This is a genomic window from Paenibacillus cisolokensis (genome assembly GCF_018403665.1).
GTDB classification, from domain to species: Bacteria; Bacillota; Bacilli; order Paenibacillales; family Paenibacillaceae; genus Paenibacillus_AH; species Paenibacillus_AH cisolokensis.
This window is the reverse complement of record NZ_BOVJ01000058.1, coordinates 37,662-52,132: the sequence shown is the minus strand read 5'-3', so window position 1 is coordinate 52,132 and position 14,471 is coordinate 37,662. Positions and strand designations below refer to the sequence as shown.

General features: G+C 55.2%; 12 protein-coding genes and 2 pseudogenes. 3 read left to right on the top strand and 11 right to left on the bottom strand.

Going from position 1 to position 14,471, the window contains the following annotated elements; genetic code table 11:
- Window positions 1-211: 211 nt before the first annotated feature.
- Window positions 212-944: pseudogene (locus PACILC2_RS08140) on the top strand (alpha/beta hydrolase).
- A 118-nt stretch (window positions 945-1,062) separates the two neighbouring features.
- Here PACILC2_RS08140 and PACILC2_RS08135 read toward each other — a convergent pair.
- Both PACILC2_RS08135 and PACILC2_RS08130 read right to left on the bottom strand, forming a co-directional pair.
- Window positions 1,063-1,551 (bottom strand): low molecular weight protein-tyrosine-phosphatase, encoded by a 489-nt coding sequence (locus tag PACILC2_RS08135; RefSeq protein WP_213528490.1) that lies wholly within the window; start codon window positions 1,549-1,551, stop codon window positions 1,063-1,065.
- Window positions 1,552-1,555: 4 nt separating this feature from the next.
- Complete coding sequence (locus PACILC2_RS08130; RefSeq protein WP_213528494.1) at window positions 1,556-2,233, bottom strand: trimeric intracellular cation channel family protein; 678 nt, start codon at window positions 2,231-2,233, stop codon at window positions 1,556-1,558.
- A 230-nt stretch (window positions 2,234-2,463) separates the two neighbouring features.
- Between PACILC2_RS08130 and PACILC2_RS08125 the strand changes: the two genes are divergently transcribed.
- A complete protein-coding gene (locus PACILC2_RS08125; RefSeq protein ID WP_213528493.1) occupies window positions 2,464-3,075 on the top strand; it encodes a thiamine diphosphokinase in 612 nt (203 codons plus the stop codon).
- A gap of 5 nt (window positions 3,076-3,080) precedes the next feature.
- On the opposite strand, the gene PACILC2_RS27945 is transcribed toward PACILC2_RS08125, so the two are convergent.
- The 6 genes and pseudogenes from PACILC2_RS27945 to PACILC2_RS08100 all read right to left on the bottom strand — a co-directional run bounded on the left by PACILC2_RS27945 (window position 3,081) and on the right by PACILC2_RS08100 (window position 9,296).
- The gene (locus PACILC2_RS27945; protein WP_280515292.1) at window positions 3,081-3,203 is read right to left on the bottom strand and encodes a hypothetical protein; all 123 of its coding nucleotides are present in this window, start codon (window positions 3,201-3,203) and stop codon (window positions 3,081-3,083) included.
- 625 nt (window positions 3,204-3,828) lie between these two features.
- Entirely contained in the window at window positions 3,829-5,739 is a 1,911-nt protein-coding gene (locus PACILC2_RS08120) for a copper amine oxidase N-terminal domain-containing protein (RefSeq protein ID WP_213528489.1), read from the bottom strand.
- A 340-nt stretch (window positions 5,740-6,079) separates the two neighbouring features.
- A complete protein-coding gene (locus tag PACILC2_RS08115; RefSeq protein WP_062492934.1) occupies window positions 6,080-6,856 on the bottom strand; it encodes an MBL fold metallo-hydrolase in 777 nt (258 codons plus the stop codon).
- Window positions 6,857-7,044: 188 nt separating this feature from the next.
- A complete protein-coding gene (locus PACILC2_RS08110; protein WP_213528488.1) occupies window positions 7,045-7,713 on the bottom strand; it encodes a GNAT family N-acetyltransferase in 669 nt (222 codons plus the stop codon).
- Window positions 7,714-7,731: 18 nt separating this feature from the next.
- Entirely contained in the window at window positions 7,732-8,397 is a 666-nt protein-coding gene (locus PACILC2_RS08105; protein ID WP_062492932.1) for a GNAT family N-acetyltransferase, read from the bottom strand.
- Window positions 8,398-8,436: 39 nt separating this feature from the next.
- A pseudogene (locus PACILC2_RS08100) lies at window positions 8,437-9,296 on the bottom strand (carbon-nitrogen hydrolase family protein).
- Window positions 9,297-9,481: 185 nt separating this feature from the next.
- Between PACILC2_RS08100 and PACILC2_RS08095 the strand changes: the two are divergent.
- Window positions 9,482-9,961, top strand: coding sequence for a C40 family peptidase (locus PACILC2_RS08095; RefSeq protein WP_213528487.1), 480 nt, complete (start codon window positions 9,482-9,484; stop codon window positions 9,959-9,961).
- Window positions 9,962-10,053: 92 nt separating this feature from the next.
- Here the strand turns inward: PACILC2_RS08095 and PACILC2_RS08090 are convergent, their stop codons facing one another.
- The 3 genes from PACILC2_RS08090 to PACILC2_RS08080 all read right to left on the bottom strand — a co-directional run bounded on the left by PACILC2_RS08090 (window position 10,054) and on the right by PACILC2_RS08080 (window position 13,881).
- Window positions 10,054-11,412 (bottom strand): HAMP domain-containing sensor histidine kinase, encoded by a 1,359-nt coding sequence (locus PACILC2_RS08090; RefSeq protein WP_244863353.1) that lies wholly within the window; start codon window positions 11,410-11,412, stop codon window positions 10,054-10,056.
- Entirely contained in the window at window positions 11,405-12,103 is a 699-nt protein-coding gene (locus tag PACILC2_RS08085) for a response regulator transcription factor (protein ID WP_062492928.1), read from the bottom strand. The genes PACILC2_RS08090 and PACILC2_RS08085 overlap by 8 nt, the downstream gene beginning before the upstream one ends.
- 212 nt (window positions 12,104-12,315) lie before the next feature.
- Entirely contained in the window at window positions 12,316-13,881 is a 1,566-nt protein-coding gene (locus PACILC2_RS08080) for an ABC-F family ATP-binding cassette domain-containing protein (protein WP_213528486.1), read from the bottom strand.
- Window positions 13,882-14,471 lie beyond the last annotated feature (590 nt).

Here is a 14,471-nt window from a genome sequence, read left to right as displayed (position 1 = left end):
TCAACAAAATAGGTACAAAACAAAAAACGAAAATCCGCTGTTTTTCTCTGTTTTACATGTTTTTCTTAAGAAATTGTATATGTAACAGATAGTTTTTAACACTAATACAGAGTAGTACAATTTTGAGAAAGAGCCTTTATTCTTCCAGCTTTCCTCTCTATTGTTACCCATACATCCGCCAAACCATGCAACCGGTAAAGGAGAATTCGCCATGACCGATGTAAGGTATACGAAACGTACGATCGTAAAAGAAATTGTCGAAAGCCGTCGTCTGCCGGAGGGCAGCCGCTCCGTGCGGATCTATTTGCCGCCGGGCTACAATGAAACGCTGAGCTACCCGATCGTGTATTGCCAGGACGGCGAAGATTTTTTAATTTCGGACGAATCGCCACGACCGCGAACCGGCTCATTCTCGACGAGGATATCGAACCGTTCATTATCGCGGGCGTCGATGTCGACAAGCGGCACCGGACGGCGGAATACGCGCCGGACGGGGCGCGCCATGCCGACTATGTCACATTTTTGCCGAAGAGATGGTGCCGTACGTCGAGAGCCGCTATCCGGTCCGGCGCTCACCGGAATATCGGCTGCTGGCCGGCGATTCGCTGGGCGCCACCGCGTCGCTGCACACGGCGATCTCGTATCCGGAGCTGTTTCGGCGCATCATGTCGCTTTCCGGCGCCTATTATCCTGAATCGCAGCGAATCGTTGCGCAATACGCGGACTTGTCCGCCCTGCAATTGTACATGATTGTCGGGCTGCAGGAAACATCGTTCCAGACCGATACAGGCGTGTACGATTTCGTCGAGCTGAACCGGACGACCAGCCGGTTATTGAAGGAACGCGGCGCCGACGTCTTCTATGAAGAAAAGGACGGCAAGCATCAATGGGGCTTCTGGCAGCAGGAAATCCCGGACGCGCTTCGGTATTTCATGGCCGGCTGACGGATGCCCTGTACGGGAAAGCCCCATCGCCGGGTTGCCGCAACGGACGGCGCCGGCGATGGGGCTTTATTGTTTCGGCATGACGGCAGACGCGTGCGGGACGCTCCCGTGCGACCGCTCAACGTCCGGCAACCGCCAGATCGGCCTTAATGCGTTCGAGCAGCTTGTCGCAGCCGACGCTGACCAGTTCGTAAACCTCATCGAAATTGCCGGTAAAGTACGGATCCGGAACGTCGGTGACGGCGGATTCCGGCACAAAATCCATAAACTTGTATAATTTCGCCCGAAGTTGTCCCGCTTTCGGCTGCAGCTTCCGGACGTTCCGCAAATTCGAGTCGTCCATGCAGACAATATAATCGAATGTTTCAAAATCGTCTTCCGCTACGAGCCGCGCGCGCATTCCTTCATAGCTGATCGCATGCCGATCGAGAATCGCCCGCGTCCCTTCGTGCGGCGGATGCCCGATATGCCAGTCGCCTGTCCCGGCGGAATCCGCTTCGATGGCATGGTCCAAGCCCGCTTCCTTGACCCGATGGCGGAATACCGCTTCCGCCATCGGCGAACGGCAAATGTTGCCGAGACAGACGAACAATACCTTTTTCTTCATTATTTCAGTACAACCTTCCTTTCTCGCGGTCCGTTTGATCGCAGGCGGCGGCCGCAGCGTCTTTGGGCAGCCGGTTCGGCTGCCGCAGCGAACGCCGCGGCAGCTTCCACCTGTAATAGACGGACAGCATCCGAAACACAATGACGAGCGCGAACAGAACGAGCAGCTCCACCGGCGATTCGGCCCATCCGAGTCCGACGGCAACGCCCGCCAGCAGCGCCCATACGGCATAAATTTCGTCCCGCAGCACGAGCGGCTTGCGGCCGGCCAGAACGTCGCGAATCATGCCGCCGCCGATGCCCGTCAGCATCGCCGCAACCATGACGGCGCTGAGCGGATGGTTCATGGATGTCGCGTACAGTGCGCCCTGAATGGCAAATGCGGCCAAACCGATCGCATCGAAGAACGCTTCGCTTTTCCGCCATCGTTGAATCCAGTTCGCCGGCAGAAGAAAGGCGATCGTCATGGCCGCGACGGCGATTTTCAGCAGCGTGCCCTGACTCCACAGCGTCGTCACCGGTATGCCGATCAGCAAATTGCGCACGACGCCGCCGCCGAACGCCGTCACCAGACCGAGAACGAATACGCCGAGGATGTCGTATTCCTCCTCCATCGCAACGACCGCTCCGCTCACAGCAAAGGCGATCGTCCCGATAATACTGAATGCCGTAAAAATATCCATATCAACCGCCAATTTCGTCTGCCCCCGCTTATGCGTAAATGATGTCCGAGCCGTTTCCGAACGAAATCCGTCCTTCCCATTGTAGCCTTGCAAACCCGCCGGCGCAAGATGAAAGCCGGGACTTGGAAATGTCTGTTGTCGGCAGTATACTGACAGAGGTTGCAATTTGTTTATAAAGGCAGGTTGTTGTTTATGAACGGTGCGCGCATCATCATTTTTCCGGCGGCAGGCTGGGCGATTGGGCGCTTTCGCTCATCCGTCCGCACGATCTTCTGATCGGCGCGGACCGCGGAGCGCTGTTCCTTGTACGGCACGGCGTAACGCCGGACATCGCGATCGGCGATTTTGATTCCGTTACGCCGGACGAGCTCGAGCTGATCCGCTCCGCCAGCCGAACGTTCCGCGACTGCGATCCGGTCGACAAAGATTATACCGATACCGAGCTCGCGTTCCGCGAAGCGCTCGCCCGCCAGCCTGACGAAATTGTCATTGCCGGCGGTCTCGGCACGCGCTTCGACCATTCGATCGCCAACATCCACTTGCTGGTCGCGGCGCTCGAACGCGGTGTCGACGCGGTCATCGAGGACGAATTCAACGCGGTAAGGCTGGCGCAGCCGGGAAGGCCGCTCACGTTGACGAAAGGACGGTTCTCCCAAATCTCGCTGCTGCCGCTCACGATGACCGTCAAAGGCATTACGTTGTCCGGCTTTCGCTATCCGCTTCGCGATGCCGAGCTTCGCATGGGACAATCGCTCGGCATCAGCAATCAATGGGCCGAACCGTCAGGCGTCATCGTTTTCCGCGAAGGGCTGCTGCTCGTGATCGAAAGCCGCGACGGATAAAACCGCTACCCGCGGTCGTGATCGGGCGGGGTTACGATCGTCAAGTCGCCCGTATATTTGCGGCTCATCAGCTTGCGCGTCTCTTTGTCGTGATTCTCTTTGCCGCCGGATTCGGCGGAAGGCCGCATCCGCTTCGTCCCATTCCGTACCGGGCACCCGCTTCCGGTGCTCCCGTCTGACGTGAATAACGTAATGCCTATTCCGTTTGCTGACGACCGGCTCATGAAGCGCCTTTTTGTATTTGCTCGTCGTCTCGTGTCCAACGACACAAAAAGTAGTCTCAATGGTGACAATACATAATTGAGACTGCTTGCTTGTCAATTTGTTTAAACCCGGTAGAGACGCAAAATGCCTGTTGCCGACAAACGAAATTGTTTGAATGTATAGCATGGTTTCAAAATGGATTGATAATCAGCCAGGACGCCGCTGAGCGCCTTACGAGAATCGGGGGCGATATGCTGCCGCTCATGCTGCCTTTTTTCCATCGGGGGGCCATCTGAAATCGAGGGGGAGCTATGCCTTCGGCATCGATTCATATCCCCGTTTGCTTGACAAAACTTGTACTGGTAACGAGAAAAAGACGCCTTCAGACGTCTTTTTCCGGATTGAGTATACATTCCTTCATTGCCGCGAAAATGGTAGATACTAGAACTACGTTGATGAACGGAAGATTCAACGGGCCTGGACACGCTCCTCACGGTCGCTTCAGTTATCTATAAGAGATAACCAGAGGTGTTCCTCGTAACTATTTTGTTACTTGCCAATGGTGTACGTATAAGTCAGTGTTTCACCGCTCTCTATAGATGTGCGCGTGAAATATAGCGTGTCGCCTACTTCTTTTACCAGCTTTAAGTCGAAGAACTGGTGGAACTCCGTGCTATTGTATCCAACATTTTCGCTAGCGGCCTGATCTTCTTCCGAATAAAATCGCTGGTACAGTTTTACGCTTTCTTTCTTAACCAAGTCAATCAGGACAAGATACGGGGTATTGAATGGCCTCACCAGCATATATTTATCCGTTACTTTTTCAATCATCATCCGATCTTCGATACCGGTCAACGCCTGAAGATCATATATTTTAATGATCTCTCCTTCGGCATTCATGATTTGAACCTGAATGCCATCGGACAAAACTGCCTTCTCATCGTATCGGTCCATATGTTTGAGTGGATATTCCCCGCTGTACTCCAGTTCGGAATGATTCAGCACCTGTCCATCCTTCAGAAACAGCCCGTGCCGTACATAGTTTACGCCGATACCATGCACTGCCAGATTCATAGACAACCAGCGGTTCGAAGCGCTTAGTTTTTCTGCTTTAATCGAACTGAATGTCGGCCCCGATCCACTTCCGGCAGGAAGCTTATAGCTACCCAGCTTAATCGACGACTGTCCTCCAGTACTGCGGTAAAGCGTACCCTTCAAATGGTCGAACCAATACATTTCATGATCAAGCGATGTCGATATGAAAGGGGAATTGTCCTTAATAAGGACTGTCCTTGTTTGTGCATCCCACTTTGCCTCACCGTCAAACCACTCTGCAACGAAGCGAACTGGTACATAGATACGTTGCTTGTATATTTTAAGAGGGACATCCAGTAAATAGGTTTGGCCATTTGACATAATTTTGTTCGTTTGTGTGGAAAGTACCAATTCCTTGCCAGGCTGAATGAAGGTTGCTGTTTTCTGTTTTTGGTTCCATTGCACCATCAACTGTAAAATCGAAGCAAGATCTCTGAGCGGTAAGAAGATTCGTCCCTTTTCGATAGCCATTTCTTGTGTAATTTCCGGAAATTCAGAAACGAATCTGGATTCATATCGAATTTTCACTGTCGACTTGGCTTCTGCATGCACAGAAGAAAATGACGAAAACGATAAACATATGATCAGAGCTAGTGATGACAACCATAAATTATTTTTTTTCAACTTTAAGTCACCTCCCTCACATTTTTCTAAATTAAGCCTATTATATAAACTACTATAAATTACTGGAAACATCCACTGTGACATTATTTCCCGAGATAGTAACCCTTGTTTTATGCGCTTGCCGTTCATGTAACGCTTCATTTGCGCAATGGCTTGAAGCCATGCCGATAAATAACCGAGCTCCTGCTCGTTATAAATTTTGCTTTTGCCGAGCAGACTCAGCAGCGGTCCGACCCCTTCCATGGCCGACAGCGGCACGCTTGCCCCCGTCGCCAGCAGCGCCGCGGCTTCGCTCGTCTCGTTCAGCCAGGCGCGAACGCGCTTCGGGTTCGTTTCCGGCTCGTGCCGTTCCGCGAGTTGCCTCCCTTCCGGACTGACGGTATAATCGGCCAGCATGGCGCGGATACGGTTATACTCCAGTCGTTCCAACGTTGACGCATTCATTCTTTTGCTCCACCTTTCACCTGTTTTATCTGTTTTTCGCGAACCGGAGCCAAGAATGAACGGAATCGCCTCCCGCGGGATGTCCGTGCCCGTATGGAACAAAAAAACAGGAGCGGAACGCGGCGCGTCCCCTCCTGCGAGCGTACTTGTTCCGGAAGCGGCGAGGCCGTACGGACAGAAGGCGGCTGGCAAGCCGCGCAACGTTCCATATGCCGTAAGCCTAAAAAAGCCGTGCTGCAAGAGCACGGCGATTGTACCGCTTCCGTAAACGACGACCGTTCGGGCGGAAAACTCCATGTTCTTAACTCTGGCCGCGAAATGACGCAGAACGAAAACGGGAATAACGAAACACACTGACGCTTCCAGCCTATCGAAGCATCAGCTTCCCGATTCGAACGTACTTTCGCGAATATCCGATTACGAGTTAAGAACACCGACGGTCATCAAAATTTCCCCTTTACCATTCATATCCGACTGCATCTGACAAAACGGGAATCGACATCCCTGTAAATATTTTACTTCCATCCAGCCCCGATGTCAACCGCGGGCGGGACGGCCCGAGCGGGACTTGCCTGCGCGGAAACAATCGAGGTCCGGTCCGAATATGCCCGGCTCCGCAGCTTGTCCCGCCCGCTCTTCATAGCGTAACGGTCATGCCGGTTTCGGCAAATGCCACATGCGCCGGCAGCCCGTAGTCCCGTCTTAAGTCAATGTCATGCGACTGATGGGTGAGCACCATCCGGCGGGGACGGAGCTCAGCTGCGAGCTCAAGCGCCTCCGTCACATCATAGACGGATCGGGTTTCGTACGGGTACGGTTCATGATAGAAGCTCGTCCCGAGCACCAACAGGTCCAAACCGCGCATTGGCCGGAGCATTTCTTCCGTCAAACCGATCGCATCCGGGCAATAGACCCAAGCGGGACCGCCGTTCGGGCGATCGAAACGATACGCGTACGAGTAACCGTTCTTGCCGTGATTGACCTTCCATGCCGCAACGGTCCACCGGCCGAGCGTCTCCTCTCGGCTGAGCGGCCGAAAGTCAATATGCCGGCCGAGCCACGGAAACCGCGCCAGCACCTCCTCGATCACTTCGGCGGGGGCGTAAGCCAGACCGCGTTCCTTCGTCCAGCGGCAGGCATCGGCCCATTCCGCAAGACCGCCGATATGATCGAAATGGGCATGCGTCAGCAATATTACGTCGACCCGCCGCAGTCCGGCCGCCTCCATCTGGCGCCTCCAATCGGGTCCGCAGTCGATGAGAACCGTGCCGAGCGACGGATCGTCGATCTGGACGAGCGAGCGAAGCCGCCGGTTGCGCCCGGTCGCACGCGCTTCCTCGCAAACCGCGCAATCGCAGTAAACCCGGGGCACACCCATCGAATCGCCGGTTCCCCGAAACGTTATGGTCGTCATCTTCAGTTCTCCCAAAACTTTGCGCAGCAAAGTTACTTCGTAAGCATAGGCTCAACTTTGCTCAGCAAAGTTACTTCAAAAGCATAAGCTAAAACCCCGCCTTCTTCCGGCCAGTCCCTTGCATTTCGAACCGGCAACCGGACCGGTTCGGACCGGCATTTCGGACGGGCATGGGAATGAGCGGGCCGTTACAGCGGCAGCAGCTCGATCTTGTCCTGCTTCCGCAGATCTTCGATCATCTTGTACCATTCATCCGGCTTGTTCGGCAAAGCCGAATAATAGCGTTCAAGGAAATTGACGATGAGCGAAGCCGGAAGCGAATCGAGCTCGTCGTCGGCGGGCAGGAAACAAAGATCAAGTCCGGTCACCGCGCTTCCCTCGTGATCCCAGGAAGGATGAACATACGGAATTTGCAGCTTTTTGTAGCCGATATGGGACAGCACTTCCCGGCGGACGTACGGGTTCATCGGGGTCAGGCCGCCGAATTCATAATGAAATTGATAAGGATCGTACACTTCCGCGAACATTCCGATCGATGTCGTGCCCGACTGTTCTGCGAGCCGCCGCAGATCGCTCTCCCGGCGGCATAGCAGAAACCGGCCGATCCCCATCGAAGGCTTGCCGATAACGGTAAAATCGGTCATCGCCACCTTCAAATCCGGGTAATAGCGGTATTCGGTAGCGCCGACGACTTCCCCGTTATGTACGGCTACGTATACGTGGATGCCCGGATCTTCCAGCGGCTCCTTCCACAAATCGTAGGCAAGCACTTCTTCGGGCGGGAACACTTCCTGAAGAAGCCGGTGGAGCTGTGCGAACAGCGGATCTTGCAGTGACGTTATGCGACGGTATTCCAAACAGACTCACTCCTTTGTTTATGATTGAAACGGATTTTTCCATTCCATCAATACGGCGTGATGCAGCGATTCCTCGTCATCTAAATAATGTTCGGCTATGCCGACCGGAATCCGTCCGCAGCGCAGCAAAAAAGAGATGACCGGGTCTTTCCATACGCCTTTTACGACATTGTCCACATATTCCGCGGGTGTCGCCACATCCGCATATTTATGGTAGCCCGGCATCCGCCCGCCGCCCAGCAGCCGCTTCAATCCGAGATGAACGACCGTCTCGTACATCGACTGCATCAGCCACTTCCCGATTCCCGCCTTCCGGTATTCGGGAATGACGCAAATATCGACGACATATAACGTATCGCCGTCCGGGCGGTGATTGCGGATATACCCGCCGTCCGTTATCGTCTGCCAGTCATGAGCATGCCCATAGTCGTCCAGCCGCACGATTAGACCTGTCATCGAGCCGATCAGACGCCCGTCCTCGGCCTCGGCGCAAAGCGCTCCCTCCGGGAAGCGTTCGACATGCTCGGACAACTGCTCCTCGTTCCACCACAATTCTTCGGGAAACGGCGGCGGGAAGCTGACCCTCTGAATGTCAATCAGCGCGGAAAAATCCCGTTCCCCATATGACCGGATGACGATTCGCTCCGGAACGCCGTCCCGATACACGTACATTTCTTTTCGCATTTGCGATCCTCCCGTATCATCGGCTCCGCGATGGCCCGCTTACGACCAATCCGGATACAGATCGGTCCGGCGATCCCGCCACGTCGTCACGGAGCCGGCCGCGCGCACCTCTTCAAGCAGCTTCAAATCGAGATCGGCCACGACGAGCATATCGTCGTTAATTTCGCCTTCCGCGATAATCCCCGCCGGCGGAACGGAATGTCATTCGGCGCAATGACCGCCGCCTGCCCGTAATTGGCGCGCATGAAATCGACGGTACGAAGAGAACCGACCGTCCCTGTCGTGACGATATAAACCTGGTTTTCCACCGCGCGGGCATGGCAGCAGTACCGAACGCGGAAGAAACCGTGACGGTCGTCCGTGCAGGACGGGCAAAAGATGACATCCGCCCCTTTGGCGCGGGCCATGCGGACGATTTCCGGAAACTCGATATCGTAGCAGGTCAGCATGGCGACTGTGCCGTAAGGCGTTTCGAACACTTCCAGCCCTTCCCCCGGCGACATATTCCATTCCGCCACCTCGGTCGGCGTCAAATGGAGCTTGGGCTGGACGTCGACCCGGCCGTCCGGATGGAACAGATGCGCCGCATTTCTTCGCTTGCCGCCGCCGGCATCGATAACATGCGTCCCGCCGACGATATGCATGTCATATGCAGCGGCCAGGCGGCCGAACAATCGGACGTATTCGTCCGTAAATTCGGGCAGCCGCTCGATCGGCAGCGCTTTCCCTGTCCCGTCACCGATGGACAAGAGCTGCGTCGTCATAAATTCGGGAAACAGCACGACGTTTACGCCGTATTCGGATGCGTTGCGAACGTAATGCTCCGCCTGATCGGCGAACTGTCCGAACGAAGCGATATCTTCCAGCTTGTATTGAACTGCGGCGACACGAAATTTCATTTTATACCCACCCTTCCATATTGCAAACCAATAATGAGAAAATTTTCACGTCATTCTCATAAAGGTATTCAACCTCAACGGCGATCGACATTGCGCTTCTTCATGGAAACTTATGGTCGATCGGCGATGTGTTATAGTTAGATCACAAATATACTACATCGTGATGGAGGGAAAAACAACACGTCATGCGCAAAAAGTGGATTAGGCGGATTGTGAGCGCAAGCCTTTGCGCCGCCATCGGATTTACGGCGGTTGCGGCGACTTCGAATTCAAAAGCAGACGCGGCAACCCCCAAATCGATAGAGCTTATAAACTACGGTAAAAAATATTTGGGCGTACCTTACCGTTTCGGCGCGCCAAGCGGCGTTACATATGCATTCGATTGCTCTTCTTTTACCCAGTTCGTCTTTAAAAAGTATGAGGTTTCGCTGCCTCGCACCGCGGTCGCGCAAGCTTCCAAAGGAGTCAAGGTGGATAAAGGCTATTTGAGCATGGGCGACCTCGTCTTTTTCCGGACGTCGGGAAGCCGGATCAGCCATGTCGGCATATATGCGGGGAACAATCAAATGCTGCACAGTTCTTCCAGCAAAGGGATCACAATCACCAGCATTAACTCCACCTACTGGAAAAGCAAGTACGTGACGGCGCGCCGGGTGCTGAATTGACGTCCGAACGGAAAACGAAAAATGGAATCGCGACAAACGAAAGGGCGGCGTAAAATCCGCCCGTCCAGCCGGAAAGCGCCAAGCTTTCCGGCTTATCTATGTTGCGGAAACTGCAGCGTAATCGTCGTGCCTTTTCCGGGTTTGCTGAAGACGTCGATTTGGCCGCCATGCATGTCGACAATCCGCTTCGCGATCGACAACCCGAGTCCGACGCCGCCGGTCGCCCGGCTGCGCGCGCCGTCCACGCGATAAAAACGTTCGAACAGATGCGGAATTTCGTTCTCCGGAATGCCGATCCCCTTATCGGTGACATGAATGCGGACCGTTTGCTTCACCTGCGAAACGGTTACGTCGATCGGGTCCTTGCTGTACTTGATCGCATTGTCAAGCAGGATGACGAGCAACTGCCGTATTTTGTCCTTGTCCCCGTTCAAGCGGACCTGACCCGAGACGGCATTGACGCGAATTTCCCTTTGAAACGTCGTATGGAGCATGCTTGCCGTTTCGTCGGCCAGCTGCACGACATCGAACGTCTCCAGATTGAGCCAATCCTCCTGCTCCGCCTCGGCCAGCGTCAGCATCGACTTGGTCAAATTTTGCAGCCGCTGCGATTCCTTGTGAATCGCCTCGATCGCCTCATCCCGCACCTTCGCATCGTCTCGGCCCCATCGTTTCAGCATGCCGGCATAGCTGCTGATGACGGTCAGCGGCGTCTTCAGTTCGTGCGAAGCGTCCGCGACGAACTGCTTCTGCCGCGCGAACGTCCTGTCCAGCCGGTCGATCATCTGGTTGAACGCCCGGACAAGCTGCTGCAGTTCGGCCGACTCGTCCTTGTTCTTCAGCTCGATCTTCTGCAGCTTGCCGCTCCGGTCGATTTCCCGCATCGTCTGCACCATATGCTGGATCGGCGCGGTCAGCCGGGACGTGAACCAATATGTGCCGAAAATCGCAAACAATATCGCTCCGGCACTCGTCACGCTCAGCGCGGCAACCAATATTTGCAAATAGCTGTCGAGCGAATTGAGCTTCCGGTTCACTTCCAGCATGCCGATAATTTCGCCGTTATCAAACAAAGGCACGCGCATATACAGCACGCGCATGCCGCCGACCGAGGTCATGCCCGATTGATGCGTCCGGTGAAACGACGACGGCAGCGCGAGCAGCTCGGGATCGGAGCCTTGCACGTTGACGACGCGCCCGTCCGGCGTCACAATCCGGATCAGCTCGTTCACGTTGTAATATTCGCGAAGCAGATCCGGATTGTCGAGCTGGCTTTCCATCCTCATATGCGCATTTTCCAGCAACAGATTGACTTTGTTGGACAATAACTGCTCTTCGCTGCGCGTCGTAATGTTGATGACGAACAAATAGACGAAAATGTTAAACAAAAGCAAAATGAAAATAAGCCAAAATATCGTAAAAGGGTAAACCGCTTGCGGAGCGTCATGCATCCGGCTCCTTCATCATATAACCGACGCCGCGAATCGTATGAATGAGCTTATGCCGGAAGCCCTTGTCGAGCTTTTGGCGCAAATAGCGGATATACACGTCCACCAGGTTGGTCTCCCCGACAAAATCGTAGCCCCACACTTCGGACAAAATTTCTTCCCGCGACTTCTCCTGGTTTTTATGTTCGGCCAGGTACACGAGCAGCTCGAATTCGCGGGGCGTCAAATCGATCGCGAGTTCTTTGCGGTACACTTTGCGCGTGCGCAACTCGATCGACAAATCGCCGATTCGGATTACGTCGGAACCTTCCGACTCCCGCGGATTTTGCTGGAAAATGCGCAGCAAATTGCGCACTCGCGCCAGCAGCTCTTCCACGGCGAAAGGCTTCGTTATATAATCGTTGGCGCCATGCTCGAACCCGCTGACCTTGTCCGGCACGGTATCGCGGGCCGTCAGCAAAATAACCGGAATCGGGTTGCCCGCCTGACGCAGCCTGCGAAGCACCTCGATGCCGTTCATCTCCGGCAGCATGACATCAAGCAGCACCAGATCCCATTCGCCCGACGAAGCCATCTCGAGACCGGTTTTGCCGTCAAGAGCGCAACCGACCGTGTAGCCGTCGTGCTCCAGCTCCAGCTGCAATATGCGAGATATGCTCTCTTCGTCCTCGATGACGAGTATGCGCTCTTTCATCTTGTTGTCCACCTACTTCCATGACCGGTTCTTTTGGTCGTTTTTTATGCCGTTATTGAATCGCGCGGCAAGACGCTTTGCCTGTCCGGAAACGGCGGCAAAGACGTCTTGCGCCTATCGTATCGGAGTCCGGATTCATGAAAAATGTTTCATTGATCGTATGTCCATTTTCATCATAAATTACGCGTTTTAGAAAAACAAGTTAGGCGATTCTAATGAACGGACGGCATGCCGGAGGCCGACCACGCTTCAACGTCCCAAATTTTCGTCACCCAGTCCTCGTAAAATTCCGGCTCGTGGGAGACGAGAACGACCGTCCCCCGATAGGCTTGCAGCGCCCGCTTCAGCTCCGCCTTCGCCACAATATCGAGGTGGTTGGTCGGTTCGTCGAACAGAATCCAGTTGCTTTCCCGCAGCATCAGCTTGCACAGCCGCACCTTGGCCTGCTCGCCGCCGCTCAGCTGACTCAAGCTGCGTGTAATATGCTCGTTTTTGAGCCCGCACCGGGCGAGCGCCGCCCGCACCTCATGCTGGTTCATCCCCGGAAACTCGTTCCACACGTCCTCGAGAGGCGTGGCAGACGGAGGTTTCATTTCCTGCTGGTAATAAGCCGGGTACAGATAGTCTCCGCGATAGATTTCCCCGCCGAGCGGCGGGATGACGCCGAGTATCGTCTTGAGCAGCGTCGACTTGCCGACGCCGTTGCAGCCGACAACCGCGATTTTGTCGCCCCGCTCGATCAGCACATTCATGCTCGGCAAGAGCGGCCGGTCATAACCGATCGACAGGCCCTCGGCCTGAAACACCGTCTTGCCGCTCGCGCGGGATTCGCGGAAATGAAATGTCGGCTTCGGCGCTTCCTCCGGCCGATCAATGCGCTCCAGCCTCTCCAACTGCTTCTCCCGGCTCTTGGCGCGGCCCGACGTCGATGCCCGGGCTTTGTTCCGCTGGATGAAATCTTCCTGCTTCCGGATATATTCCTGCTGCTTTTCATACGCTTCGATATGCTGGGCTTTATTGATCTCCGCCATCTCCAGAAACTTCTCGTAGTTGGCGGAATAACGGGTCAGCTTCGCAAACTCGAGATGATAAATGACATTGACGACCTCGTTCATAAACCCGGTATCGTGAGAGATGAGGATAAAGGCATGGGGATACGATTTCAGGTAGCCCGTCAGCCATGCAATATGCTCCTCGTCCAAATAGTTCGTCGGTTCGTCCAGCAATAAGACCGTCGGCTTCTCCAGCAGCAGCTTGGCGAGCAGCACTTTCGTCCGCTGTCCGCCGCTGAGCGTAGCGACGTCCCGATCGAGCCCGATGGCGCTGAGCCCCAGCCCGTTGGCCATCTCCTCCACTTTCACATCCAGCAGGTAGAAATCGCCGATCTCCAGCTCTTCCTGGATTTCGCCCATCCGCTCGAGCAGCAGCTCCAGCTGATCCGGATCGGCGTCGGCCATCCGGGCCGTCACTTCCTCAAGCTCCCGCTCCAGCGTCAGCAGATGGGAGAAGGCGTCCCGCAGCACGTCGCGTATCGTCTTGCCCGGCTCCAGTTTCGTATGCTGGTCCAGATAGCCGTAGCGAACTTTCGGGGTCCATTCGACTTTTCCGCTGTCCTTCAGCACATGGCCGGTCAAAATATTCATCAATGTCGATTTGCCGGCTCCGTTCGCTCCGACCAGCCCGACATGCTCGCCCGCGAGCAGGCGGAACGAAACTTCCTTGAACAATATACGGTCTCCGAAACTGTGGGATAATTGTTCTACAGTCAATAAACTCATAATGATTCGAATAGCTCCATTCTTCAAAAATCAGGTCGCGTCTTTCGTTCGATCTATTGTACCATACCTGATGCGGTTTTGCGTCAGCGGACTGTTCGGCCAGGGCGCGGATTTTCTCCGTAATCGGCGCGAGCGACTTCGCGGCGGTTTTCGCGGCGGCCTTCCGATCCGTCACCCATTCTCCCGCCCACAGCGCATTCAGCATATCGCGCTCGCCGAAACGGGGAACGACCGCAGCCGGCTTGTCCGGAAACATCCGCAGCCAGTCGGCCCGACAGCGAAAGTCGGCATCCTTGTTCGCGATCCAGGCGGTCGGAAGCCTTCCTTCCTTCCGCTCCGCGGCCAGCGTACGCGCATCGCGCAGCGCCGCGTCCGTCCAGCGGGAAACGTACGGGTCGGCCACGAACAGGACGAGGTCGGCGCGGCGCATCCATTCGCGCACGGCGGGCTCCGTCCAGCGGCTCGACAGATCGAGTACGACCGCCGCGCCGCGGTGCCGCTCCAGCATAATCCGGAAACGCAGCTCGGCATTGGCGATCTCGGCAGGAGGCTGCGGCAGCCGCGTGAACCAGCGGATTCCCCAGCGGCGG